The organism is Sphingobium sp. CFD-2, from assembly GCF_024611135.1.
Classification (GTDB): Bacteria; Pseudomonadota; Alphaproteobacteria; order Sphingomonadales; family Sphingomonadaceae; genus Sphingobium; species Sphingobium fuliginis.
The window spans coordinates 2,901,005-2,925,542 of sequence record NZ_CP084405.1 but is presented as its reverse complement, the minus strand read 5'-3'; the positions used below and the strand labels follow the sequence as shown (position 1 = coordinate 2,925,542).

At 65.7% G+C, this 24,538-nt stretch carries 27 protein-coding genes and 1 pseudogene; 18 read left to right on the top strand and 10 right to left on the bottom strand.

The features are described 5' to 3' along the window. The first annotated feature begins 88 nt into the window (after positions 1–88). Both LDB29_RS14470 and LDB29_RS14465 read left to right on the top strand, forming a co-directional pair. Positions 89–628 (top strand): SRPBCC family protein, encoded by a 540-nt coding sequence (locus tag LDB29_RS14470; RefSeq protein ID WP_025547290.1) that lies wholly within the window; start codon positions 89–91, stop codon positions 626–628. 174 nt (positions 629–802) lie between these two features. Continuing rightward, the gene (locus LDB29_RS14465) at positions 803–1,843 is read left to right on the top strand and encodes an acyltransferase (protein WP_025547291.1); all 1,041 of its coding nucleotides are present in this window, start codon (positions 803–805) and stop codon (positions 1,841–1,843) included. A gap of 34 nt (positions 1,844–1,877) precedes the next feature. Here LDB29_RS14465 and LDB29_RS14460 read toward each other — a convergent pair whose 3' ends face one another. After that, on the bottom strand, positions 1,878–2,522 hold the full coding sequence (locus LDB29_RS14460; RefSeq protein WP_025547292.1) for a glutathione S-transferase family protein: 645 nt from the start codon (positions 2,520–2,522) through the stop codon (positions 1,878–1,880). Between the two features lie 498 nt (positions 2,523–3,020). Here LDB29_RS14460 and LDB29_RS14455 point away from each other — a divergent pair, with 498 nt between their 5' ends. From LDB29_RS14455 to LDB29_RS14440, 4 genes are all read left to right on the top strand, one after another. Further along, positions 3,021–4,976, top strand: coding sequence for a ribonucleoside-diphosphate reductase subunit alpha (locus LDB29_RS14455; protein ID WP_025547294.1), 1,956 nt, complete (start codon positions 3,021–3,023; stop codon positions 4,974–4,976). A gap of 22 nt (positions 4,977–4,998) precedes the next feature. Then, positions 4,999–5,454: an endonuclease domain-containing protein gene (locus LDB29_RS14450; RefSeq protein WP_257557038.1), complete on the top strand. Its 456-nt coding sequence runs from the start codon at positions 4,999–5,001 to the stop codon at positions 5,452–5,454. A gap of 6 nt (positions 5,455–5,460) precedes the next feature. Beyond that, entirely contained in the window at positions 5,461–6,516 is a 1,056-nt protein-coding gene (locus LDB29_RS14445; protein WP_025547297.1) for a ribonucleotide-diphosphate reductase subunit beta, read from the top strand. A gap of 189 nt (positions 6,517–6,705) precedes the next feature. Beyond that, the gene (locus LDB29_RS14440; RefSeq protein WP_025547299.1) at positions 6,706–7,206 is read left to right on the top strand and encodes a glycine zipper 2TM domain-containing protein; all 501 of its coding nucleotides are present in this window, start codon (positions 6,706–6,708) and stop codon (positions 7,204–7,206) included. A gap of 68 nt (positions 7,207–7,274) precedes the next feature. On the opposite strand, the gene LDB29_RS14435 is transcribed toward LDB29_RS14440, so the two are convergent. Beyond that, a complete protein-coding gene (locus LDB29_RS14435) occupies positions 7,275–7,850 on the bottom strand; it encodes a thermonuclease family protein (protein ID WP_257554486.1) in 576 nt (191 codons plus the stop codon). Between the two features lie 116 nt (positions 7,851–7,966). Between LDB29_RS14435 and LDB29_RS14430 the strand changes: the two genes are divergently transcribed. Then, on the top strand, positions 7,967–8,359 hold the full coding sequence (locus tag LDB29_RS14430) for a globin (protein WP_025547301.1): 393 nt from the start codon (positions 7,967–7,969) through the stop codon (positions 8,357–8,359). A 27-nt stretch (positions 8,360–8,386) separates the two neighbouring features. Here the strand turns inward: LDB29_RS14430 and LDB29_RS14425 are convergent, their stop codons facing one another. After that, a complete protein-coding gene (locus LDB29_RS14425) occupies positions 8,387–8,692 on the bottom strand; it encodes a hypothetical protein (protein ID WP_025547303.1) in 306 nt (101 codons plus the stop codon). A 134-nt stretch (positions 8,693–8,826) separates the two neighbouring features. Between LDB29_RS14425 and LDB29_RS14420 the strand changes: the two genes are divergently transcribed. The 5 genes from LDB29_RS14420 (at position 8,827) to LDB29_RS14400 (ending at position 11,907) form a co-directional block, all read left to right on the top strand. Further along, positions 8,827–9,207: a RidA family protein gene (locus LDB29_RS14420; RefSeq protein ID WP_025547304.1), complete on the top strand. Its 381-nt coding sequence runs from the start codon at positions 8,827–8,829 to the stop codon at positions 9,205–9,207. 5 nt (positions 9,208–9,212) lie between these two features. Further along, positions 9,213–9,569, top strand: a complete 357-nt coding sequence (locus LDB29_RS14415; RefSeq protein WP_025547306.1) for an ArsC family reductase — start codon at positions 9,213–9,215, stop codon at positions 9,567–9,569. Positions 9,570–9,580: 11 nt separating this feature from the next. Further along, the gene (locus tag LDB29_RS14410) at positions 9,581–10,618 is read left to right on the top strand and encodes a glycerophosphodiester phosphodiesterase (RefSeq protein WP_373886346.1); all 1,038 of its coding nucleotides are present in this window, start codon (positions 9,581–9,583) and stop codon (positions 10,616–10,618) included. Positions 10,619–10,657: 39 nt separating this feature from the next. Then, positions 10,658–11,083 carry an Rrf2 family transcriptional regulator gene (locus LDB29_RS14405; RefSeq protein ID WP_013848211.1) on the top strand — a complete coding sequence of 142 codons (426 nt, stop codon included), beginning with the start codon at positions 10,658–10,660 and terminating at the stop codon, positions 11,081–11,083. Positions 11,084–11,250: 167 nt separating this feature from the next. Continuing rightward, positions 11,251–11,907 (top strand): MBL fold metallo-hydrolase, encoded by a 657-nt coding sequence (locus LDB29_RS14400; protein WP_025547311.1) that lies wholly within the window; start codon positions 11,251–11,253, stop codon positions 11,905–11,907. Between the two features lie 2 nt (positions 11,908–11,909). Here the strand turns inward: LDB29_RS14400 and LDB29_RS14395 are convergent. Then, a pseudogene (locus LDB29_RS14395) lies at positions 11,910–12,342 on the bottom strand (MAPEG family protein). A gap of 208 nt (positions 12,343–12,550) precedes the next feature. Here LDB29_RS14395 and rpmF point away from each other — a divergent pair. The 5 genes from rpmF to LDB29_RS14370 all read left to right on the top strand — a co-directional run bounded on the left by rpmF (position 12,551) and on the right by LDB29_RS14370 (position 16,084). Beyond that, on the top strand, positions 12,551–12,730 hold the full coding sequence (gene rpmF, locus LDB29_RS14390) for a 50S ribosomal protein L32 (protein ID WP_013848214.1): 180 nt from the start codon (positions 12,551–12,553) through the stop codon (positions 12,728–12,730). A gap of 68 nt (positions 12,731–12,798) precedes the next feature. Then, entirely contained in the window at positions 12,799–13,824 is a 1,026-nt protein-coding gene (gene plsX / locus LDB29_RS14385; RefSeq protein WP_037481578.1) for a phosphate acyltransferase PlsX, read from the top strand. Beyond that, positions 13,821–14,789 carry a beta-ketoacyl-ACP synthase III gene (locus LDB29_RS14380; protein ID WP_025547316.1) on the top strand — a complete coding sequence of 323 codons (969 nt, stop codon included), beginning with the start codon at positions 13,821–13,823 and terminating at the stop codon, positions 14,787–14,789. The genes plsX and LDB29_RS14380 overlap by 4 nt, the downstream gene beginning before the upstream one ends. Positions 14,790–15,361: 572 nt before the next feature. After that, complete coding sequence (gene ihfA / locus LDB29_RS14375) at positions 15,362–15,658, top strand: integration host factor subunit alpha (RefSeq protein ID WP_007687990.1); 297 nt, start codon at positions 15,362–15,364, stop codon at positions 15,656–15,658. Between the two features lie 72 nt (positions 15,659–15,730). Further along, positions 15,731–16,084: a MerR family transcriptional regulator gene (locus tag LDB29_RS14370; protein WP_025547319.1), complete on the top strand. Its 354-nt coding sequence runs from the start codon at positions 15,731–15,733 to the stop codon at positions 16,082–16,084. 121 nt (positions 16,085–16,205) lie between these two features. Here the strand turns inward: LDB29_RS14370 and LDB29_RS14365 are convergent, their stop codons facing one another. From LDB29_RS14365 to LDB29_RS14355, 3 genes are all read right to left on the bottom strand, one after another. Further along, positions 16,206–16,748: a histidine phosphatase family protein gene (locus tag LDB29_RS14365; protein WP_025547320.1), complete on the bottom strand. Its 543-nt coding sequence runs from the start codon at positions 16,746–16,748 to the stop codon at positions 16,206–16,208. A gap of 72 nt (positions 16,749–16,820) precedes the next feature. Next, positions 16,821–19,556 carry an ATP-dependent DNA helicase gene (locus LDB29_RS14360; protein ID WP_025547322.1) on the bottom strand — a complete coding sequence of 912 codons (2,736 nt, stop codon included), beginning with the start codon at positions 19,554–19,556 and terminating at the stop codon, positions 16,821–16,823. 52 nt (positions 19,557–19,608) lie between these two features. Further along, positions 19,609–19,965 carry a PilZ domain-containing protein gene (locus LDB29_RS14355; RefSeq protein ID WP_025547324.1) on the bottom strand — a complete coding sequence of 119 codons (357 nt, stop codon included), beginning with the start codon at positions 19,963–19,965 and terminating at the stop codon, positions 19,609–19,611. A gap of 240 nt (positions 19,966–20,205) precedes the next feature. Between LDB29_RS14355 and LDB29_RS14350 the strand changes: the two genes are divergently transcribed. Further along, positions 20,206–21,786: a lysine--tRNA ligase gene (locus LDB29_RS14350; protein WP_025547326.1), complete on the top strand. Its 1,581-nt coding sequence runs from the start codon at positions 20,206–20,208 to the stop codon at positions 21,784–21,786. Between the two features lie 218 nt (positions 21,787–22,004). Here LDB29_RS14350 and LDB29_RS14345 read toward each other — a convergent pair whose 3' ends face one another. From LDB29_RS14345 to LDB29_RS14335, 3 genes are all read right to left on the bottom strand, one after another. Beyond that, positions 22,005–22,475 (bottom strand): RcnB family protein, encoded by a 471-nt coding sequence (locus LDB29_RS14345; protein ID WP_025547327.1) that lies wholly within the window; start codon positions 22,473–22,475, stop codon positions 22,005–22,007. A gap of 193 nt (positions 22,476–22,668) precedes the next feature. Next, positions 22,669–23,346, bottom strand: a complete 678-nt coding sequence (locus tag LDB29_RS14340) for a 2OG-Fe(II) oxygenase (RefSeq protein WP_099186375.1) — start codon at positions 23,344–23,346, stop codon at positions 22,669–22,671. Between the two features lie 114 nt (positions 23,347–23,460). Next, complete coding sequence (locus tag LDB29_RS14335; RefSeq protein WP_037481581.1) at positions 23,461–24,393, bottom strand: RcnB family protein; 933 nt, start codon at positions 24,391–24,393, stop codon at positions 23,461–23,463. Positions 24,394–24,538: the final 145 nt, after the last annotated feature.

Genomic DNA, 24,538 nt, shown 5'->3' with positions numbered 1-24,538 from the left:
CGTTCGCGCCGGATTGCCGCATTCGGCCGCTCGGCAAATGCGGCAATCGGCATTAGGCTACCCTTCTGATCAGGGAAGGGAAGGCGCGATGGGAAAGCAGCGGATATGGATATGGGCTGGCGTGGCGATGGCTGCGCCGGCCCATTCTGCCGTCACCGGCAGCAGCGATCATGGCTTCGCCGTGGAGAACAGCGTCCACATCTCCGCCGACGCGGCCACCGTCTATCGGCTGTTGGGCCAGCCGGGGCGCTGGTGGAACGGGCAGCATACATATAGCGGCGACGCCGCCAATCTCAGCCTTGATCCCGTAGCCGGCGGCTGCTTTTGCGAGAAGGTGCCGGGGAAGGACGGCAGGCCGGGCAGCGTCGAACATGGCCGCGTGATCCAGGCGCAGCCCGACAGGCAGTTGCGCCTGTCCGGAGCGCTGGGGCCTTTGCAGGCGGAGGCGGTGACCGGCACGCTCACCTTCGACATTGCGCCCGACGGCGAGGGCGCGCGTGTCGGGATGAGCTATGTCGTCGGCGGCTATCTCCGCGCCGGTGCCGCGGGCATCGCTCCGATCGTCGACAGGGTGCTGGCCGAACAGTTGCAGGGGCTGAAACGCGCCGCGGAAGTAGGCGGGCAATAGCTTTCCACGCCGGTTGCGCCGCTGACGCGCAATGCCATGCCAGCCGATAGGCCGACGGGGCGCGCAACGGGCCTCGTCGCGCCACCGCCGCTTTTTTTTCCGGAAATGCCGCCGGGCTGCGCGTTAACCACGATATTAACGGTATGATTGCTGTTCTGTTGCTATGGCGGACTCATGACGGGGCCGCGCCCTTCCACCCGCCGCCTGACGGAATTGGACGCCTTGCGGGGGCTGGGCGCGCTGTGCGTGCTCGTCTTCCACTATTCGACGCGCTTCCATGAGCTGTTCCCCCAGGCGGCCCATGTGCCCTTCCGCTTTCTGGGCGGCAATTACCGGGTGCTGCTGTTCTTCGCCATCTCCGGCTTCGCGATCTTCTTCACGCTCGATCGCATCCGCACCACCGCCGATTTCCTGATCAACCGCTTCGCCCGGCTCTATCCCGCCTATCTGGTCGCCATGCTGCTGACGCTGGGCATCGAATATCTGGCCCATGTCTCGCAACTGCTGATCGGGCCGGGGGCGATCCTGGCCAATGTCACCATGCTGCAGGGCTTCGCCTTCCTGCCGGAGGTCGACGGCGCCTATTGGACGCTGACGGTAGAGATCGCCTTCTATGTCTGCATGCTGTCGATCTGGAAGTGGACGGGCCTCAGGCGGCTGGAACCCGTACTGCTCGCCTGGCTGGCCCTGCGCTGGCTCTATGCGCTGTGGCCGGGCATGCCGGAGCGGATCGTGATGCTGCTGGTGCTGCGCTACGTGCCCTTCTTCATCATCGGCATATTGTCCTATCGCGTCTGGGCAGGGCAGCGGAGCTGGCTGCAACAGGCGCCCTATGCCGCGCTTGCGCTGCTGTCGATCGCGACGATCGACAGCCCGGACATCATGCTGGCCGGCCTCCTGCTGCTCGCCGCCTTCGCAGCGCTGACCGCCGGGCGGCTGCACTTCCTCAGCCTTCGTCCGCTCGTCTGGATGGGCGGTATCAGCTATTCCTTCTACCTCATCCACCAGCATGTCGGTTTCGTCGTGATGCTCAAGATGGCGGAGGCGGGATATAGCCCCTGGGCGGGATTTGCGGCGGCGTTCGCCGTGGCGCTGGCGCTGGGCACGCTGATCAACCGGCTGGTCGAACGGCCCGCTGGCGAGGCGATATTGGGCTGGTGGCGCCGTCGCCGGGACCGTGCCGTGCCGCGCGAGACGGCCCCGAGCCGGGCCTGAGGCGATTCGGAAGCGCTGCCCGATCCCCTAAGGCCTAATCCGCAAAGGGAAACATGGACCACCAGGGCTGCTTCTCCCGCAGCACCCGGGCAAAGCTTTCCCGCGCCTCCAACCGTTCCAGATAGGCGCGCAGCCCCGGAAAACCCCCGCGCATCGGCTCGATCTTGTCGGCATAGAACAGCGCCGGGGCCGCCGCGCAATCGGCCAAGGTGAAATCGTCGCCCGCCGCCCAGCGCCGCCCCGCCATCCGCGCCTCCAGCAACGCATAGGCCTTGCCCAGCATTCGCCGCGCCTCCCCCACGCCATGGGAATCGCGGGCCACGCCCTCGGGCCGGATCTTGTCCGCGACGATCGCCTGCATCGGCGTCATCACATAGAGGTCGAACAGCCGGTCCATCAGCCGCACCTCCAGCGCCGCGTCGGCATCCTCGGGTATCGGCCGGAAGGGTCCGGGATGATGCCGTCCCAGATATTCGACGATGATGCTGGTTTCCGCGACCGTCCTGTCCCGCGCCTCGTCCCGCAGCACGGGGAACTTCCCCAGCGGCCACAGCGTCAGCCACGCCTCCGCCACGGCCGGATCGTCCAGCATGCGCGCTTCGAAAGCCGTGCCGTTCTCGTAAAGGGCGATCAGCACCTTCCAGCTGCAGGAGGAGAGGGGGTGGTAATAGAGAATCATGTCGGCTCCTCTCGTCGGCCATGGGTTCGCGCCATTCCGTTCCCCTGTCTTGTCATCCATCCGTCACGAAGCGCCAAGCGCGGAATCGCCCGGCCCGGGGAATTGCGTGGCAAGCCAAATTTATTTTCCGCGCCAAATTGTCCCTCTTGCCTTTTGCAAAGCCAAGGAAAGTCCGTGCGTCGCTGCGCTGCGCCGTGCCGGACCGTCGATGAAATGAGTCTCCGCGTCGATGAACCGAGTCCCCGAACTGTCATTTACCCCCTTGAAAGGAAATGAAGCTGTGGCACTATCCCTTGTATCGGGTTAACGGGGGTTACCCAACAGATTGTGATCGCACCAACCGGGCCGGTTCCCGGAGGAAGGCTGTTTTTGCCCTTGCGATCGCGTCTGCTGGCCCCATCTCCGTGCCTGACCGGGTCGATAATGCTACATTCGTTCGGCCCGGCCGGCAGCGGCTTGACCGAATCGAACGAAACAGGAACATTCGGGGAGCTGGTCATGGATTTTCGAGACAGCGAACAGGTGAGTGCAAGCGACGTGGCAACCGTGATTGACGAAGTGGTCGAAACCGTGGCGGACAAGAAGAAGGCTCCCGCTCCTTCGGACCAGGCGCCGGCCCCCAAGGCCGATCCCACGCCGGGCTCGTCAACCGTGCTGGAACGCCGTTTCCATGTCGTGACCGACGCCAGCCGCGACGCGCTGCTGACCGATTTCGGCAAGGACACGCTGCAGGACCGCTATCTGCTGCCCGGCGAGAGCTATCAGGACCTGTTCGCCCGCGTCGCCGCCGCCTATGCCGACGACGCCGACCATGCCCAGCGCGTCTACGACTATATCTCGCGCCTCTGGTTCATGCCCGCGACGCCCGTCCTGTCGAACGGCGGCACCGGACGCGGCCTGCCCATCAGCTGCTATCTGAACAGCGTCGACGACAGCCTGGAAGGCATCGTCAACACCTGGAACGAGAATGTCTGGCTCGCCAGCCGGGGCGGCGGCATCGGCACCTATTGGGGCAATGTGCGCGGCATCGGGGAGCCGGTGGGCCTCAACGGCAAGACCAGCGGCATCATCCCCTTCGTCCGCGTGATGGACTCGCTGACCCTCGCGATCAGCCAGGGCAGCCTGCGCCGCGGCTCGGCTGCCTGCTATCTCGACATCTCCCATCCGGAGATCGAGGAATTCCTGGAAATCCGCAAGACGTCGGGCGACTTCAACCGCAAGGCGCTGAACCTGCACCATGGCGTCCTGCTGACCGACGAGTTCATGGAGGCGGTGCGCGACGGCAAGGACTTCGCCCTGCGCAGCCCGAAGGACCAGTCGGTGCGCGGCAGCGTCAACGCCCGCGCCCTGTTCCAGAAACTGGTGGAGGTCCGCCTCGCCACCGGCGAACCCTATATCGTCTTCAACGACACCGTGAACCGCACGATGCCCAAGCATCACCGCGATCTCGGCCTCAAGGTGTCGACCTCCAACCTCTGCTCCGAAATCACTTTGCCGACGGGTCGCGACCATATCGGCAATGACCGCACGGCCGTCTGCTGTCTTTCCTCCCTCAATCTCGAAACCTGGGATGAGTGGAAGGACGACAGGCAGTTTGTCGAGGATGTCATGCGCTTCCTCGACAATGTGCTGCAGGACTATATCGACCGCGCGCCGCCGGAAATGGCGCGGGCGAAATATAGTGCGAGCCGTGAACGGTCGGTGGGCCTGGGGGTGATGGGGTTCCACTCCTTCCTCCAGGCCCGGGGACTTCCCTTCGAAGGCGCGATGGCGAAAAGCTGGAACCTGCGCATCTTCAAGCACATCAACGAGAAGGTGAACGAAGCCTCGATGCAGCTCGCGGTCGAGCGCGGCCCGTGCCCGGACGCCGCCGACATGGGCGTGATGGAGCGCTTCTCCTGCAAGATGGCGATCGCGCCCACCGCGTCGATCAGCATCATCTGCGGCGGCGCGTCGGCCTGCATCGAACCGATCCCGGCGAACATCTACACCCACAAGACGCTGTCGGGCAGCTTCGCGGTCAAGAACCCCTATCTCGAAAAGCTGCTGGTCGAAAAGGCGAAGGACTCGACGGCTGTCTGGAATTCGATCCTGGAAAAGGGCGGCAGCGTCCAGCATCTCGACTTCCTGACCCAGGAGGAAAAGGATGTGTTCAAGACCAGCTTCGAGATCGACCAGCGCTGGCTGCTCGAACTGGCCGCCGACCGCACGCCCTATATCGACCAGGCGCAGTCGCTGAACCTGTTCATCCCGGCCGATGTGGAGAAATGGGACCTGCTGATGCTCCACTACCGGGCGTGGGAGCTGGGCATCAAGTCGCTCTATTATCTCCGCTCGAAATCGGTCCAGCGCGCCGGCTTCGCGGGCGGGGTGGAAGCGGACAACACCATCGACGCCCCCAAATTCGAAATCGGCGAGACCACCGACTATGACGAGTGCCTCGCCTGCCAGTGACCCGATAATTTCCTCTCCCCTTGTGGGAGAGGAAGGGGCCCGCGCGGCAAAGCCGCGTGGGAAGGTGAGGGGTAAGGCCCCAAACCCGACGATCGCCCGTGCGAGAGAACTGCGCCGCAACGCCACGGATGCTGAGAAGCTGCTCTGGAAGCATCTCCGCCAAAAGCTGTCCGCAGCGAAGTTCCGCCGCCAGGTTCCCATCGGCCCCTATTTCGCGGACTTCGCCTCTCATGCCGCCCGCCTGGTCGTCGAACTGGATGGCGGCCAACATGAAGAATCGGCAGATGCGCCCCGCACGGCCTTCCTCGAACGGGAAGGCTATCGCGTGATCCGCTTCTGGAACCATGACGTGATGCAGAATCTGGAAGGCGTGCTGGCAACCATCGCCGCCTTCACCCCTCACCCTCCCATCGCTGACGCGATGGGCCCCTCCCTCTCCCACAAGGGGAGAGGGTCTGGTATAAGTTTCGCGGAGTAAAAACCCATGCCCCTTCTTCAAGCCAGCAAGGTCTACAAGCCCTTCGAATATCCCTGGGCCTATGAGTTCTGGAAGCGCCAGCAGCAGCTCCACTGGCTGCCGGAGGAAGTGCCCCTGGGCGAGGATTGCCGCGATTGGGCGCAGAAGCTCAGCGACCATGAACGCAACCTGCTGACGCAGATCTTCCGCTTCTTCACCCAGGCGGACGTGGAGGTGCAGGACTGCTACCACGAAAAATACGGCCGCGTGTTCAAGCCGACCGAAATCAAGATGATGCTGACCGCCTTCAGCAACATGGAAACGGTCCACATCGCCGCCTATTCGCACCTGCTCGACACCATCGGCATGCCGGAAAGCGAATATAGCGCCTTCATGCAGTATAAGGAGATGAAGGACAAACACGACTATCTCCAGCAGTTCGGCGTCGACACGGACGAGGACATCGCCAAGACGCTGGCCATGTTCGGCGGCTTCACCGAGGGGTTGCAGCTTTTCGCCAGCTTCGCGATGCTGATGAACTTCCCGCGCTTCAACAAGATGAAGGGCATGGGCCAGATCGTGAGCTGGTCGGTCCGCGACGAGACGCTACACTGCGAGGGCATCGTCCGCCTGTTCCACGCCTTCGTGAAGGAACGCGACTGCCTGACCCCGGCGGTCAAGGACGACATCATGGACATGTGCCAGAAGACCGTCCGCATCGAGGACGCCTTCGTCGACCTCGTCTTCGAAATGGGCCCGGTGCCCGGCATGACGCCCAAGGACATCAAGAAATATGTCCGCTACATCGCCGACTGGCGCCTGGGGCAATTGGGCCTGAAGCCCATCTACATGATCGACGAGCACCCGCTCCCCTGGCTGACCCCGCTGCTGAACGGCGTGGAGCACGCCAATTTCTTCGAAACCCGCGCCACGGAATATTCAAAGGCGGCCACCCGCGGCCAGTGGAACGACGTGTGGGATGCGTTCGACCGCCGCTCCAAGCTCAAGGGCGGCACCGCCGCCAATGCGGATGAAGCGGGCGATCCAGATATGTTCAAGGCCGCCGGGATCGCGGCGGAATAATCATGACAGGCGAAAAGGCGGCACCGCTCCCACGGTGCCGCCTTTCGGTCCAAGGCAATGCTTGCCGGCCGTCCCCGCCGGCCGGCAAGCTGACCCCCGCATGAACGCCCTGTTTTGTTCCGTTCATGCAACGTTTATCTGCTTTGGTTTGTTGTGCTCCCATCGAAAAGTCGACCAAGGGAGCCAGAGATGAAATCCACCCTGAAAACCGCTTTCGCCGCCCTGTCGCTTGGCGCCGTGACGCTGAGCGCCGCCCCTGCCGCCGCCGATCCGCCGCCCTGGGCCGGACATGGCAAGGGCCATGGCCGCGACGACTGGAAGCATGGCGGCCGCCACGACAATGGCCGTCACGAAGGCTGGCGCCGTCCCGGCGGCGTGATCTACAGCTATGACTGGAACCGGCCGGACCCGCGCTATGGCCGCTACTATCGGCCTGACCGCTATTATCGCGGCGGTTACGAGCCGATCCGCGTCACCCGCTCCACCCGCATCTATCGCGGCTATGACGACCGCTATTATTGCCGCCGTTCGGACGGCACCACCGGTCTGATCGTCGGCGCGGCGCTGGGCGGCCTGCTCGGCGGCCAGCTCGACCGCGGCTATTCGAACACGGCGGGCATCCTCATCGGCGCAGGCGCGGGCGCGCTGCTGGGCCGGGAGATCGACCGCGGCAATCTGAGCTGCCGCTAAGCGGTAGGGGGAGGGCGAAGGCCCTCCCCTCCCGACCCGCTTAACACCGGGCCATCAATAGCGGGCCATCAACACCATGGGTGCCGCGCCCCGTCCCATTCCCGCGCCAGCCCTTCGCTCACCAGCATCTCGCCGATCGACTGCCCGCCGCGCGTCACCACCCGCAGCGCCCGCCCATAGCGGTCCGTCTCCCGATCCCCGCTCTCCAGCGAGAAAGGGCCGGCATTCATCAACTGATGCAATCGCTGCGTCGCCCGCGCTCCCAGAGCGGCTTCCTCGGCACAGCGCGGCCCGTGCGTTTCCGGCGCGTCGATGTCCATCACCCGCACCTTCTCGCCATGGAACCAGAAGGTGTCTCCGTCGACCACGCAATTGACGCCCCCGCCGACATGGCAGAAGCCGAATTGCGCCGACAGGCTGTCCCCTGCGACGGGAAAGGCGGCCTCCCGCCCACTCCTCTGGAAGCGCTGCGCCAGGTCCGGCCCGAACCAGCCCAGCGCCGCGCCGATCAGCACCCCGCCGATCACCAGGACGGCGATGGAGGGCCCACGGGACTTCCTGGGTTGCAGGCGCCCGCGCCCAGCCCGACGCGCCTCCGCCAACCAGACCGTTTCGCTGCGCTTCTTCCTCGACCCTCGGCTCATGACGGGGCCATAACGAAAGCCGCTCCTGCCGTCTCGCGCCAAAAGCGTCCGATTTGACCCTGATCAATGATCGCCGCCCGCAAGCCGCCACGCTGTGCCCATCCGCAGGAGGCTCCATGACCACCCCCTATGCCCGCATCGGCGGCGAAGCGACCGTCGCCGCCATCGCCAACCGTTTCTACGACCTGATCGACCGGGACCCCGCCTATGCCGATCTGCGCGCCATCCATGCGGCCGACCTCAGCGCCGTGCGCCATGGTCTCACCCGCTTTCTGGCGGGATGGTCCGGCGGCCCGCGCGACTGGTTCGAACGCGGCCAGTGCATCATGTCGCTGCACCGCGCCTTCCCGATCACCTCGGCGCTGGCGGATCGATGGTCCGCCGCCATGACCCGCGCCATAAAGGCGCAACCGGGCATCGACCCGCAACTCGCCGCCGCCATGGCCGATGCGCTCGGCCATATGGCGCGGGGGATGATCAACCTGTCGCTGGATCAGAACGCGGCTTAGCCGGATAGCAGGCCGGCGGGCCGGACCTTATTCCTCGTCCTCGGTCGGCCCCAATATATCCTCCTCATCGTCCATCTGCGGTTCGCCGGCGAAGGCGTCATTGTCGATCCGGCCGGATCGGTTCATCTCCTCCATCTTCTCCACCAGATCGGGCGTGTCGTCGGGTAGGATCTGCGCCGGGTTGGGCCGCCCGCCGCGCTCGCTGTCTTCGGCCAGGTCCGTCGACCGCACCCGCGCCTCGTCGGCCACGTCCTGCGCCTGCGAACCCGCTTCGGCCTGTTCGTCATTCTCCTCGCCCGTGTCGGGAAAGGGACTGTTGTCGGGTCGGTTCATGCTCTGTCTCCTTTCCGCTCCAACGGCCGGCGGCCCGCGCCGTTCCCGCCGGGCAAAAGGCGCTGGACAGCATCCCGCGAACGGGGCAAGAGCCGCGGCGATCCTTTTCGCTTCGTTCTGCACAAGGAACTTCCATGCCCCGCCAGCTTATTTCCTCCGGCTCGCCCTTCGAGGCGCAGGTCGGCTATTCGCGCGCCGTCGTCCAGGGCGACTGGTGCTTCGTCGCCGGCACCACCGGCACCGATCCCGAAACCAGGGCCATGCCCGAATCCGTCGTCGACCAGGGCAGGAACGCGCTGAAGGTCATCGGCCGGGCGCTGGAGGAGGCGGGCTTCTCCTTCGCGGACGTGGTGCGCGTCACCTATTACATCACGGACCCGGCCTATTGGGATGTGCTGGGGGAGGCGACCGCACCGGTCTTCGGCGACATCCGCCCCGCCGCGAGCTGCATCGTCACCGGCCTCATCAAGCCGGAGATGAAGATCGAGATCGAAGTCACCGCGTTCAAGGGATAACAGCCATGCTGACCATGTACGGCATCAAGAATTGCGACACGATCAAGAAGGCGCGCAATTTCCTCGACAATAGCGGCAAGGCCTACAGCTTCCACGACTATAAGGTGTCGGGCGTCGACAAGGCGAAGCTGGAGGAATGGGTGATGGAACATGGGTGGGAAACCATCCTCAACCGTTCCGGCACCACCTTCAAGGCGCTGGACGCGGGCGACAAGGCGCATATCGACTCGGAAAAGGCTATTCTGCTGATGATGAGCAACCCTTCGATGATCAAGCGCCCGATCCTGGACCTGGGCGACCGCACCATCGTCGGCTTCAAGGCGACCACCTATGAGGACGCTCTGGAGGGCGTGAAGGCATGACCGTGGGGAGGATGCTCCGGCCGGGCATGTATCGGGCCGCCATCCTCCTCCTCACCCTGTTGATGGCGGCGCCCGCGATGGCCGAACCCTTCATCATCGCCCATCGCGGCGCCAGCGGGGAGCGGCCCGAACATACGCTCGCCGCCTATGAGCGCGCGATCGACCAGGGCGCCGACTATATCGAGCCGGACCTGGTGCTGACCCGCGACGGCGTCCTCGTCGCCCGGCACGAAAATGAGATTGGCGGCACCACCGATGTCGCGGATCATCCCGAATTCGCTACCCGCAGAACCAGCAAGACCATCGACGGCCAGCCCGTCTCCGGCTGGTTCACGGAGGATTTCACGCTCGCGGAACTGCGCACGCTGCGCGCCCGCGAACGGCTGCCGCAGCTTCGCCCCGCCAACAGCCGCTTCAACGACCTGTACCTCATTCCGACCTTCGAGGAGATATTGAAGCTGGTCCGCGCCAAGGAGGCGGAGCTTGGCCGCCGCATCGGCCTCTATCCCGAAACCAAGCATCCCGGCTATTTCGCGGGCATCGGCCTGCCGCATCAGCCGCCCTTGCTCGCGCTGCTCAGCCGATATGGCTATCAGACGGAGGCCGATCCGGTCTTCATCCAGTCCTTCGAGGTCGGCAACCTCAAGGCCCTGCGCGCGGCGACCCGCCTGCGCCTGATCCAGCTGGTGGACGGCGAGGGCGGACCGGCCGATGAACCCGGCACGACCTATGCCGACATGATGACGACCCAGGGGCTGCAACAGATCGCTGACTATGCGGACGGCATCGGCCCTGCGACCGCCATGGTGCTCGCCCCCGACGGGGCGACGGGTCTTGTCGACCGCGCCCATCAGGCCGGATTGCAGGTCCATGTCTGGACGCTGCGCATGGAAAACGGTTTCCTGCCCGCCGCCTTCCAGCGCCCGGACGATCCGCAGGGCAGGGGGGACTTTGCCGGCTATGTCCGGGCGGTCGCCGGCACGGGCGTCGACGCGATGTTCAGCGATTTTCCGAAACAGGCGCGGCAGGCGCTGAATCCCGCGCCCTGATGTCTTGTCAAATCTCCGGCGGGAGCGAATAACAGCCCTATGCTTTCGCAGAAGACCCGTTACGCCATCCGCGCCCTCCAGCATCTCGCAGACCGCTACCGGCAAGGCCCGGTGCCCCTGAACGAGATCGCCACGCGCCAGAATATCCCGTCCAAATTCCTGACGGTGATCCTGTCGGAACTGGCGCGCGAAGGGTTGGTCGCGACGCAGCGTGGGCGGGATGGCGGCTATTGGCTGGCGCTGGCCCCGGTCGACATCAGCTATGGCGACATCGTCCGGCTGACGCGCGGCTCGCTCGCGCTCACCCCCTGCGCCAGCCGCTTCGCGCATGAGACCTGCACCAACTGCCTGCCCGAATCGGAATGCCGCCTGCACCGGGTGATGCTCCGCGTGCGCGACGAAACCGCCAAGGTGCTCGACAGCATCAGCCTGGCGGAACCCTTCGCGACGGAGGAAATGGGCTAGGAACCTTGGCCGGTTGAGCCATCAGGCGCGCCGTGCTCCTGCCTTCGCGGGAGCAGCTTGTGCATCAGGGAAAGCGGAAAAGCAGCAAGCCGCCCCAGCCCCCTCGAATGCCCCTCGCTGCTCCCCAAGGCCTTGCACCCGGCGCGCAGCTTCGCCACATCAGCGCCATGACGACTCCGCCCCTCAAAGCCGCCCTGATCCCCGTCACGCCGCTCCAGCAGAATTGCACGCTCTTCTGGTGCACGGCGACCCATCGCGGCGCCTTCGTCGATCCGGGCGCGGACCTGCCCATTCTGAAAAGGGCGGCCGAGCAGCATGGCGTCACCATAGAGAAGATCCTCGTCACCCACGGTCATATCGACCATTGCGGCCAGGCGGGCATCCTCGCCCGCGATCTGGGCGTTCCGATCGAGGGACCGCATGAAGCCGACCGCTTCTGGATCGACCGGCTGGGCGAGGACGGCGCCCGATACGGCATCGACGGCGAAAGCTTCGAACCCGACCGCTGGCTGGAGGACGGCGATCAGGTCACGGTCGGCGACCTCACGCTCGACGTCTATCACTGCCCCGGCCACACGCCCGGCCATGTCGTCTTCCACCATGCGCCCAGCAAGCTCGCCATCGTCGGGGACGTGCTGTTCCAGGGGTCGATCGGCCGCACCGACTTCCCCATGGGCAATCATCAGCAGTTGGTCGATGCGATCACCGGCAAGCTCTGGCCGTTGGGCGGCGACACGGCCTTCGTCCCCGGCCACGGCCCGATGAGCAACTTCGCCCATGAACGCCGCACCAATCCCTTCGTGGGGGATGCCGTCCTCGCCTGATCCTATCGAACCATCGCCATGGCGGGCGGCGCCGGCACCTCCCGCGTCGCGCCATAGGCGACAGTGAGCGCCGCCACCGCCATGCCGACCATCACCGCCCAGGTCAGCAGCGCTCCTGCACCGCGCCAGACGGTCGGCTTCTCCGCATCCATCCCGAAGCCATGGGCGATTCGCGCCAGCACCAGCGCCAGCGCCAGCGCCCCAGAGCCAGATCGACGCCCCGACCGCCAGTTCCACCAGCCCGAAGAGAATCAGCGTCACCGGCACATATTCGATGAAATTGGCATGCGCGCGCATCCGCTTGGCCAACAGCGCGCTACCACCGTCGCCGTGCAGCACATGATCCGAAATCCGGATTCGCGCGCATCGAATCCCCAGCCACATGTTGAGCAGCGCGCAGGCGGCGGCCAGCGTCAGCGTGATCGGCAGCAACATCGGATTTCCCCTCCTTTCATGGCGACGCCCCCAGAATAGGGCAGCGGCATGGCGGGGCAAGAAGGACTTGCGCACGGGCCAAAAAACGCTATAGGCGCAGGGCTTCGCGATCATCCGGGCCGCATGGGTCTGCGGCGCCGTTGGCGTCGTCATCCATCGGATACGGCCAGTCGCACTAACAGATCAATTTATGGAATAAGGTGCCGACATGGCTGTCCCCAAGAGGAAAACGTCCCCGTCCCGCCGCGGCATGCGCCGCAGCCATGACTCGCTGCGTGTCGAGGCCTATCAGGAATGCTCGAATTGCGGCGAACTGAAGCGCCCGCACAATCTCTGCGACGCCTGCGGCCACTATAACGGCCGTGAAGTCGTCGCCGTCGGGGCCTGACGCTCAAGCATTTCTCCTGAAAAGGGTGCGTTAACTTGTCCAGCCAACCGCGAATCGCAATCGACGCGATGGGCGGGGATGAAGGCGTACGCGTGATGATGGCGGGCGTTGCGCTCGCCCGTCGCCGTCACGAAGGGTTGCGCTTCACCCTTTTCGGGGACGAGGCGCGGATCAAGTCCGCGCTCGACAACCACCCCAATCTGCGCGCCGCGTCGGAAATCGTCCACGCACCCGATGTGGTGGCTTCAGGCGACAAGCCCAGCGTTGCCATCCGCAAGAAGACCAGCTCGATGAGCATGGCCATCGCGGCGGTGAAGGCGGGCGATTGCGGCGCTGCGGTCTCCTCCGGCAATACCGGCGCGCTGATGGCGATGGCGAAGCTCGCCCTGCGCACCATGAAGGGCGTCGACCGGCCCGCGCTGGCCGCCATGCTGCCGACCCTGGGCGACAATGACGTGGTCATGCTGGACCTGGGCGCCAACACCGAATGCGACGCCCGCAACCTTGTCCAGTTCGCGGTGATGGGCGCCGCCTATGCCCGCATCGCGCTCGATCTGGAGCGGCCCCGCGTCCGCCTGATGAACATCGGCACGGAAGAAATGAAGGGGACGGAGGAAATCCGCGACGCCGCCGCGATCCTGCGCGCCGCGACCAGCCTGCCGCTGTCCTTCGAAGGCTTTACGGAGGGCGACAAGATCGGCCGCGGCGATGTCGACGTCATCGTGTCGGACGGCTTTTCCGGCAATGTCGCATTGAAGACGGCGGAGGGCACGGCCCGCTTCGTCACCGACCTGCTGCGCACCGCCTTCACCAGCTCGATCCGTTCCAAGCTCGGCTTCCTGATCTCCAAGCCCGCGATGCACCTGCTGCGCCATCATCTCGACCCCAACAATCATAATGGCGCCGTTTTCCTCGGCCTCAATGGCGTGGTCGTGAAAAGCCATGGCAGCGCAAACGACAAGGGCGTCGCCAATGCCGTCCATGTCGCCGCCCGGCTGCTGGAGGAAGACATCACCCGGCGCATCGCCGCCGACATGCACGGGATCGAGGGGTTGACCGCCCCCGCATCCAGGATGGAGCTGCCCGCAAAGTGATCCGCCGATCCGTTCTCCTGGGCACGGGCTCTGCCCTGCCGGTCCGCTCCGTCACCAATGCCGAATTGGCGCAGACCGTGGACACGAGCGACGAATGGATCGTCGAGCGCACCGGCATCCGCACCCGCTACATCGCGGGAGAGGGTGAAACCACAGCGACGCTCGCCACCGATGCGGCCAGGGCGGCGCTGGAAGCCGCCAGCCTGTCCGCGCAGGACATCGACCTGATCGTGCTGGCCACCGCCACCCCCGACCAGACCTTCCCAGCCACCGCCACCATCGTCCAGGCCGCGCTTGGCATCAACGATTGCGTCGCCTTCGACGTGGCGGCGGTCTGTTCCGGCTTCCTCTACGCCATCACCGTGGCCGACAGCATGATCTGCTCGGGCGCGGCGCGGAACGCCATCGTGATCGGTTCGGAAACCTTCAGCCGCATCCTCGACTGGGAAGACCGCACCACCTGCGTCCTCTTCGGCGACGGCGCGGGCGCGGTCGTGCTGGGCGCCGAGGAAAGCGCTGACGGCAAGCGCGGCATCCTCGCCTCGAAGCTCCATGCCGACGGCCGCCACAACCAGCTTCTCTATGTCGACGGCGGCCCCTCCACCACGCAGACGGTCGGCAAGCTGCGGATGAAGGGACAGGAAGTCTTCCGCCACGCCGTCACCAACCTGGCCTCGGTGCTGACCGAAGTGATGGCTGCTGCCGACATGACCGCGGCGGACATCGACTGGCTGGTCCCGCACCAGGCCAATGCCCGCATCCTCGATGCGACCGCGCGCAAGCTGAAGCTCGCGCCGGAAAAGGTGGTGATGACGGTGGATCGCCATGCGAACACCTCCGCCGCATCGGTTCCCCTGGCCCTGGACCTCGCCATGCGCGACGGGCGCATCCAGTCCGGCGACCTGCTGGTGCTGGAGGCCATGGGCGGCGGCTTCACCTGGGGCGCCTGCGTCCTGCGGGTGTAGGGCCAGGATTGGTCCTGAACATCGTGCGGAAAAGCCGGTCCTGAGCCTGTCGACGAATGGGAACCGGCTTTCTGCCTGAAAGAATGCGACAGCAGAAAGCTGGAGCGCGCGACCTGCGCCGGATTTAACGCAGCGCGCTCTGGAGCCGCCGATCCGATGCAGTCGTTCGGAATCCGTTCCGGAGCAGGCCAAAAAGGAACCGTTCGCGCCGGGCCCGTCCGACGCCTGGCCTTTTCCCGAGGCCACAGTTCCAAGGAAGCGAAGCCTTTCGACAGGCTCAGGGCGAACGGGTGAGAAAAAGCGGCCTGTCTGCTTTCCAGACCTCTTCACTTCCGACTCAACCAAACAGCGCCCCGGCAGCATCCTCGTGCCAGGCCGATGTCACCCAAAATGGATGGCATCCCTGCGCCATATTCTTCCCAGTCCCATTGCGGGACCGCTACACCGCCCATTTTTCACGGTTTTTTAAGGATTTCGCCGGGTGGTCATCTTGCCGAATCATGCAGAATCGCGCACATTGTCAAATGATCACCCGCATTTAGGCTCGACGGGTGTCAAGGTGGGGAAATGCGATGAGCGGTAACGGAACTCTGACGCGCGCGGATCTCGCGGAGAGCGTGAACCGTCATATTGGCCTTTCACGGGCAGAAGCGGCAACCTTAATCGAATCCATTTTGGAGCATATGTCCGCCGCGCTCGAACGCGGGGAGAATGTGAAGATCTCCAGCTTCGGCACCTTCGTGTTGCGCGACAAGACGCAGCGCATGGGCCGCAACCCCAAGACGGGCGTGGAAGTGCCGATCGAGCCGCGCCGGGTGCTGACCTTCCGCGCCAGCCAGACGATGCGGGACCGCGTCGCCTCGGCCTGAGGGGGCCGTCGCCAAAACAGCCATTTTCCCGAAGGTTGACCTTTGCGCCGCTAAAGGTGCAACATCAGGACCATGGAAAAGGCAGAGGGCGCATTTCTGACGATCAGTGAGCTGGCGAGCGAACTCGATTTGCCGCAGCATATATTGCGCTATTGGGAAACCCGCTTCACCCAGCTCCGTCCGCTCCAGCGATCGGGCAACCGGCGCTATTACCGCCCCGCCGACGTGGCGCTGGTGCGGCGCATCAACCATCTGCTGAATGTCGAGGGCTTCACCGTCCGTGGCGCGCAAAAGGCGCTGGCCGATGGAGGTGGCGAGCCGCCGGTCGCGCCTGCACCCAAAAATGGCGAAACGGCCCCCCACGCCGATCTGCTGCCGCGCCTGGAAGCCATCCGCACCCTATTGGCCAGGGCGATCGGGGAATAGGGCCCGCGCGTTCCGATCTGGACATATGCTGCACGCCATCATGCGCCTTTCCGGTCACGTCCGGACAGCCGTCATCCCATCGCCGCCGCCCACCGTCAGGGGATCGGCGTAACCGTCAGGTTCAGCGCGATCCCGGCCCCAGCGCCGGGTCCAGGTCGCGCGGGCGCGTGAAGCTGGCCAGGGTCGCGATATTGGGCTTCGCCTCGCTCCAATGTTCGATGGGCAGGTCCATCACCGCGATCGAGGCGGTCGGGAACTTCACCTCCACATCCTCGCGCAGCGGGCTCGCGCCATCGTCGGGCACGAGGTCGAGGACCAGTTCCTCCAGACCCGGATTATGCCCGGACATCAGCACGCTGCCGGCGCTGTCGGGCAGATCGCGGATCACGTCGAACAGGGTGGGCGTGGAGGCGAGATAGATGCGCCGGTCCCAATGCGGGTCGATCACCTCGCCATAGCCGGTGAAGAAGACGTTCAGCGTCTCCACCACCCGCACGGCCGGGGAGGCGATCACCATGTCGAAATGCAGGTCGCGCGCCTTGGCGAATTCCCCCATCACCAGCGCCGCCTTTTCCCCCCGGCGGTTGAGCGGCCGGTCGAAGTCCCGCGCAACCGGATCGTCCCAATCGGACTTGGCGTGACGGAACAGGATCAACCGCTTCATTTTTTCTCCAGGTCCCAGAGTGATTTCGAAGCAGGTGGAACGCCTGCTGACTCGGAAATCACGAAAACACAGTCACCAGGTGCCGGATTCGAGTCCCTGAAGCCCTAGCGTTGCATTACCGTTAAGGCCAGCGCGGGATTGCCCGCTGACCGAGATGATGGCCTCGTCCAGCGTCAGGCGGCGGATCGGCGTGCCGGCGGGGAAAGCGCTCAACAACCGGCTGGGCATGGCGGCGGACAGGATGATGAAGCTGCCCCGGTCCTCCGCCCGCCGGATCAGCCGGCCAAAGGCCTGCGCCATCCGCGCCCGGATCAGCCGGTCGTCATAGGCGCTTCCGCCGCCCGCCAGCTTGCGCGCCGCGTGCAGCACGGTGGGCTTGGACCAGGGCACCCCCTCCATCACCACCAGCCGCAGCGAATGGCCGGGCACGTCCACCCCGTCGCGCAAGGCATCGGTGCCCAGCAGCGAGGCGCGGGGATCGTCGCGGAAAATATCGATCAGCGTGCCTGTGTCCATCGGATCGACATGCTGCGCGTAGAGCGGCAGCCCCGCCCGCGCCAGCCGGTCGGCGATCCGCGCATGCACCGCGCGCAGCCGCCGGATCGCGGTGAACAGCCCCAGCGTCCCGCCGCCCGCCGCCTCGATCAGCCGGGCATAGGCGCCCGACAGCGCCGCAATGTCGCCGCGCTTGATGTCGGTGACGATCAGCACTTCCGACCGTTCCGGATAGTCGAACGGGCTGCTCGCCTCGAACTGCTCCGCTCCGCGCGGCAGATGGGTCGCCCCGCTCCGGCTCGCCGCATTGTCCCAGTCGCCGCCGCCCTTCAGCGTGGCGGATGTGATCAGCACGCCCTGCGCCGGTTTCAGCACCGCCTGCGCCAGCGGCCGCGTCGGGTCCAGCCAGTGGCGGTGGATGCCGATGTCGAACTCCCGCCCCTCGATCCGCTCGACCGCCAGCCAGTCCACGAAATCCGCATCCGCCGGCCCGCCGATCCGCGCCAGCAGGGCCAGCCAGGCCGTCACCAGATCGCGCCGCCAGCCAAGCGAGGCAATCGCCCCCTCGACCCGCGCCCGCGCCGCGCCGTCCAGCCAGTCGGGCGCTTCCTCGATCACGGCTTCCATCCGCTTGCCAAGATGGGTCAGCGGCCGCAGCAGCGCGTCCAGCGCCCGCGCCGCCTCCTGCGCCGCCTCGACCAGCGCGCCGTCAGGTTCCGCCAGCTCGGTCTCCAGCCCATAGCCTGCATCCGCCTCGCCGCCATCGGCGGCCCGCGCATAGACCGTGCCCCGCACCGCCGCGAGCAGCTCCTCGACCGGCCCGAACGGCTCGCCCGCGACGATCCGCTTCAGCCATTCGTCGGCCGGCAGCGCCCTCGCGGCCTCCGCCGCCGCCCGGATCGCCTCGCCGCCCTGCTCGTCATAGCTGGCAAGGTCCGACAGCCGCGCCGCCAGACCCCGACGACGCCCTCTTGAATTGCCCTCCGGCCCCATCACCCAGCGGCGCAGCTCGATGGCTTCCTGCCCCGACAGGGCGACGGAAAAGGTCGAATCCGCCGCATCGAACAGATGATGGCCCTCGTCGAACACGATGCGCTGCGGCGCCTGCCCCGTTTCCCGCCCACGCGCCGCGTTGATCATCACCAGCGCATGATTGGCGATCACGATGTCCGCATCGGCCGAAGCCCGCGCCGATCGTTCGATGAAGCACTTCCGGTAATGCGGACAGCCCGCATAGATGCACTCGCCCCGCCGGTCGGTCAGCGCGGTGGAGCCGTTGCGCCGGAACAGCGTCGGCAGCCATCCCGGCAGGTCGCCGCCGATCATGTCGCCATCCTTGGTGAACGCCGCCCAGCGCGCCACCAGTTGCGCCAGGATCGCCGCGCGCCCCGCAAAGCCGCCTTGCAGCGCGTCCTCCAGATTGAGCAGGCAGAGATAATTTTCCCGCCCCTTGCGCACCACCACGCGCTTCGCCGCCACGGCGGGATCGGGGAACAGGCGCAAACTCTCCCGGTCCAACTGCCGCTGCAACGCCTTGGTAAAGGTGGAAATCCACACCGTCCCCTGCGCCTCCCCGGCCCAGAGCGAGGCGGGGGCGAGATAGCCCAAAGTCTTGCCGATCCCGGTCCCGGCCTCCGCCAGCAGCATATTGGGCTGGTCGCGATGCGCCTTGGGCCGGAACACCTCCGCCGCCGCCGCCGCATAGGCGCGCTGTCCCGGTCGCGCTTCGGCTCCTGCGCCGGTCAACTGCTCCAGCCGCGCCACCACCGCATCGGGTTGCAGCGATACCGAGCGGGGAGCAGGGCGGGGTGGGCTCTCCTCCCATTCCGGCAATTTGGAGAAGAGCCAACGCTCCGCCTCCTTCGGCTGGGCGATGCGCCCGGCCACCAGCGGGGCCCAGGGCCAGCGCAACCGGTGCAGCGACTGCGCCGCCGTCCAGCCGCCCTCGCGCTCGGTCCATGCGGGGGATTCCAGCGTCGCCAGCAGGGCGCCGGTCGCCGCCTGCAACAATTGGGGAATGTCGGCCTCGCTCGCCGGACGAGGCAGGTCCAGCGCTTCGGCCAGCCCCTTGGGCGTCGGCACCAGAAAGCGCGCGGGATGGATGAAGGCCCACAATTCCAGCAGGTCCAGGCCATTCAAATCGGGATAGCCCAGCCGCTGCCCGGTCAGCGGCGCGTTCAGCAGCAGCGTCGGTGTTTCCGCCGTCCGCGCGATGGCGGTGCCCTTGGCGACCGCTGCGGTCCGATCCCCTTCCCTAAGCCATATACCGCCATGGCTGGCGTGAAGGGCGGGCAGGGCAGCGGGGTCGATCACCTCTCCCGCTTAGGCGAACGGGAACAAAAGGGAAACCTGAAAAGCGCCCGATTCAGCCGAACCGACGCCCGAAACCGCCCGCCGGACGACCGCCGGGCATGCGCGGCTGAAAGGCCGTGGGCGTCAGCCGCGCGGCCCGTGCGATCTCCAGCCGGTCGAACAGCGGGCCGTCGGTCAGTTCATAGGGGAAGCGGATGCCCATGCGGTCCTCTTCGGACCATTGCACCGTGCCGAACACGACATGGCCCTCATAGTCGATCTGGCACTGGCTGCGCACTGGCAGGCCGCAGCCCGCAATCTGCGCGCCGCCCTCGCTCAGGTCGACGATCATTCCTTCCACGCTGTCGAGCACCGTCGTCACGACGACGGGTATATCGACCGTTATTCTGTGACGGCTGCGCGGCTGCATAGTCCCTCCTGAGCCCCCTAAGCTCCCGATAAATATGCCTGAACAGGGTTAATCAAAGTTAAAGAGCTGGCGGGAAAAGCCACCATTCGTCTCCATTTCGGCACCTGGAATCGCCGCGTCGGGTCCAAAATGAAGCTTGATCTATATTAATGAAGCCTTTGCCTTTCCTTCCGCCGCATGATGTTTTCCGAGTCGTCAGATGTTTTCAACGGCCGCGAAAATGCTTAGGGGGCATGCATCATGACCGTGTCCGAACTCATCCGCACCGCCGCGCAGGCGTCCAAGGCCTGGCCCTATGAGGAAGCGCGCAAGCTCCTGAAGCGCTATCAGAACGGCGCGCCCGAAAAGGGCTATGTGCTGTTCGAGACGGGCTATGGCCCCTCCGGCCTGCCGCATATCGGCACGTTCAACGAAGTGCTGCGCACCACCATGGTCCGCAACGCCTATCATGCGCTGTCGGACATCCCCACGCGCCTGATCGCGTTCAGCGACGACATGGACGGGCTGCGCAAGGTGCCGGACAATGTGCCCAACCAGGCGATGCTGGCCGAGCATCTGGGCAAGCCGCTGACGCAGGTGCCCGATCCCTTCGGGAAGTTCGAGAGCTTCGCGCATCACAACAACGCCATGCTGCGGGAATTTCTCGACCGCTTCGGCTTCGACTATGAATTCGTCTCCGCTACGGAGCGCTACAGGTCCGGCGCCTTTGACGACGCGCTGAAGAATGTCCTGCGCCACTATCGGGACATCATGGACATCATGCTGCCGACGCTGCGCAAGGAACGGCAGGCGACCTATTCGCCGGTGCTGCCGATCTCGCCCAAAAGCGGCATCGTGCTTCAGGTCCCGGTCGAGGTGATCGACGCCGATGCCGGCCTCGTCCGCTTCGAGGATGAGGGCGAGCTGATCGAACGGTCGATCCTGTCCGGCGGCGCGAAGCTGCAATGGAAGGTCGACTGGGCGATGCGCTGGGTCGCGCTGGGCGTCGATTATGAGATGGCGGGCAAGGACCTGATCGATTCCGTCACCCAATCCTCGAAGATCTGCCGCGCGCTCGGCGCCCGCCCGCCCGAGGGCTTCAATTACGAAATGTTCCTCGACGAGAAGGGCGAGAAGATCTCCAAGTCCAAGGGCAACGGCCTCAGCCTGGAACAATGGCTGACCTATGGCCCGCAGGAGAGCCTCGCCTTCTACGCCTATCGCGAACCGAAGAAGGCGAAGCAGCTCCACATGGGCGTGATCCCCCGCGCCGTGGACGAATATTGGCAGTTCCGCGGCAATTATCCGAACCAGCCGGTCGAACAGCAACTCGGCAATCCGGTGCACCACATCCATGACGGCAAGCTGCCGCAGGGCCGCCTGCCGGTGACATTCGGCCTGCTGCTCAATCTGGTCGGCGTGATGGGCGACGCCAGCCGCGAACAGGTCTGGGGCTATCTCCAGAACTATGTCGCCGATGCCAATGCGGAAAGCTATCCGGAACTGGACGCGCTGATCGGCCATGCGCTCGCCTATCACCGCGATTTCGTCGCCCCTACGCTCCAGCGCCGCGCGCCGACCGAAGGCGAAGCCGCCGCCCTGCGCAGGCTGGACGCCGAACTCGCCGCCCTGCCCGCAGGCGCCTCGGCGGAGGACATCCAGAATATCGTCTATGCCATCGGCAAGGACGAAGCCTATGGCTTTGCCGAACTGCGCGACTGGTTCAAGGCGCTCTACCAGACCCTGCTGGGGGCCGATCAGGGGCCCCGGATGGGCAGCTTCATCGCGCTCTACGGCATCGAAAACAGCCGCCGCCTGATCGCGGAGGCCCTGGCCGCCTGAGCGGCGCGCGGCGGAACATAACGGGGCGCGGGGCGTTTCGGCATATGGTCCACCCCCTTTCGGACTGATGGTGCGCCCAGCGCGCGCCATCGGCCGCGCCCGCCCGGAAACGAGCGGCGCGGCCAAGGGGGGTAAACGGACCGGAAGCGCCATAGCGCAAAAGGAAACGGCCCCTCGGATCTTCCGGGGGCCGTTTCGTTTTTCACGCCTGGCGGCTCTTACCAGAAGAAGCCGCGATGCACTTCCATCACCCGGCCGGTCCGCACATTGACCAGCAGCACGTCGTTATAATGCCTCACCCACCGCAGGTTCGCGCCGGCGCGGGGCAGGCGATAGCGATAGGGGTCGGAAATATAGTAGCGCGAATTATAATAGTTGGGCTGAAGCCGCGCGCCGACTTCCCAGCGATTGTAGCGGAAGGGGGCCCGCCAGTTGCCGCCGCGATAGACGTCGCGGTGCGACCTGCGGTAATCGCGCCAGTCCTCGCGCAATTCCTGCCGGGCTTCGCGCACGTCCCGACGCTCCTCGCGGACGTCGCGCCGGTTGCCGTAGCGCTGCGCATCGCGCAGGTCGCGCTGTTCATGGCGCAGCTCACGGGCGCTGTCGCGCACCTCCGCGCGGGACTGGGCCATGGCGGCCCCCGGCATGACGGTAGCGGCCATCAGGCCCAAGATGATCAATTTACGCATAGGTCTTCTCCCATTGCCTGGCGGCTGAAGTGCGGTGGGGGAGGGGAGAACTTTCCCCGGCCCGACCGGTTCCGCCGACCACGAAGACGGATATGCGCCCCGCCACCTGAACATGCCGGGAATGAAACGGTCAGGAATCAGTCATTTATGTCGCACTTTGTATCAGGGGCCGCCGGGCCCGGCGGTGCGGGGATCAGGGCGTCCAGGGCCGCTCGCGAAACCATTTGGTGACGACATATTTGGTGCCCCGCTCCACCGGGCGCGCGGCGTGCAGGCTGGATCGGTTGGGCGATCCGTCCCGCTCCATATTGTTCCACATCAGCAGCATGCCCTCGACGGGCGGGACCATGAACCCGCAATGCGGGAAATGCGTCTCCCCGCCCGCTTCCACCGGGGAGAGGTAGATCATCGCCGTCCAGCTCCGCTGTCCCCCGGTCTTCAGCATGGCCGGCCAGTAACTGGCCGTCACCGGAAAATAGTCGCAATGCGCCTTATATTCCTGGCCCGGCTGGTATCGCTGCCCCTGCAGCGTCTCGCCATGCTCCGCCGCCAGGCCCATCAGCGCGCAGATGCGGTCGCTGATCCCCCCGACCAGCGGGCTCCAGGGGCTGAGGTTGCAGCTCGCGCTGGTGCGGTAATCGGCATTGGCGCTGCCGGAAAACAGGGTGGAGGGCTGCGCCCCCGCATCGATCAGCTCCCGCAGGCCCGCACATTCCTCCGCGCTCAGAAATTCCTGCCGGCCATAGATTTCAAGCTGCGGCGTATCGATCCGGCTGACCATCGGATTGCGCTCCAGCCGCGCCCGCACCGACTCCCCGATCCGCGCCCGCGCCGCGGAGGCGACCCCGCCATCGTCAACAATCTCGCTCATGCCGCTCTCCTGCCACCGGGCCGCGCCCCTGCGCAAATGAAAAGGACCTGGAACGTCGCCGTCCCAGGTCCAGTATGTCCTGAAGGCCAGTTCAGGAGCGCATGTCTTCCGGCATCACCAGAAGAAATCGTGGATCACGTCGACCACATAGCCGTCGCGTATGTCGACCAGCAGCGCGTCGTCATAATAGCGAATCCAGCGCAGCGAGCCGTAGGCCGGCGGCAGGCGGTAGGAATAGGGATCGTCGATCCAGTAGCTGTTCGAATAGAGCAGGCTGTTCAGGAAGATCCCGATGGAAAAGCGCGAATAGCCGTAGTTCCAGCCGCGCGGCGCATAATAGCGGCCGATCCGGTAGCGGTCGCCATAGCGGGAACGATAGCTGTACCAGTCATAGCGCCGGTCGTTGCGCCAGCCATTGTCCCAGCGCCTCTGTCCTTGCCACCGGGTGCGGTCGTCGAAGCGCCGTCCGTTGTTCCAGCCCGGATTGCCGCCATTCCAACGCCGGTCGTCATCGTTCCAGCGGCGGTCGTTGCGGTCGTCGCGCCGATCCCAGCCGCCCCGATCCCGGTCGTTCCGGTTCCGGTCGTTCCGGTTCCAGTCCCGGCCGTCATTGTCGCGCCGATTGTCCTGCCAGTTCTGCCGATCGCGGTCGTTTCCGCCCCAGTTGCCGCCGCCCCTGTCGCCGCCACCCCAATTACCGCCACCTCTTTCGCCACCACGGGGTGTGGTCTCGAAGCGCTGCTGGTCGCGGTTCCAGCGGGTGACCGTCGCGGGGCCGCGCTGGTCGGGCCGCGCCTCATTGCCGCGCCATTGCGGCTGGGCGACCTGCGCCGGCCGTTCCGGCCGCTGCTGCCGCATTTCGCCGCCCTGCCACTGGCGCTGCGGCTGTCCGTTGCCCTGGCCGCCACGGCCGCCTTCGGGCCGGCCGGCCCGTTCGCCGCCACGGCCGCGCCAGCCGCCATCGTCGCCCCGCTGGGCATAGGCCGGGGCGATCCCGCCCAGTACCGTCGCGGTCATCAAGCCCGCCAGCATCATTTTCCTCAACATGCCGTTCGCCTTTGTTTCACGGGGCCATTCGCCCCTCATATGTCGCTTTTAGGACTTGTGCGATGTCACGATGCTGAACTTGTCTGTCAGCGATTTGAAAGAATCCCCGGCGGCGCCTCAAAGGCTGCTTTGCGCCGAAATCCCC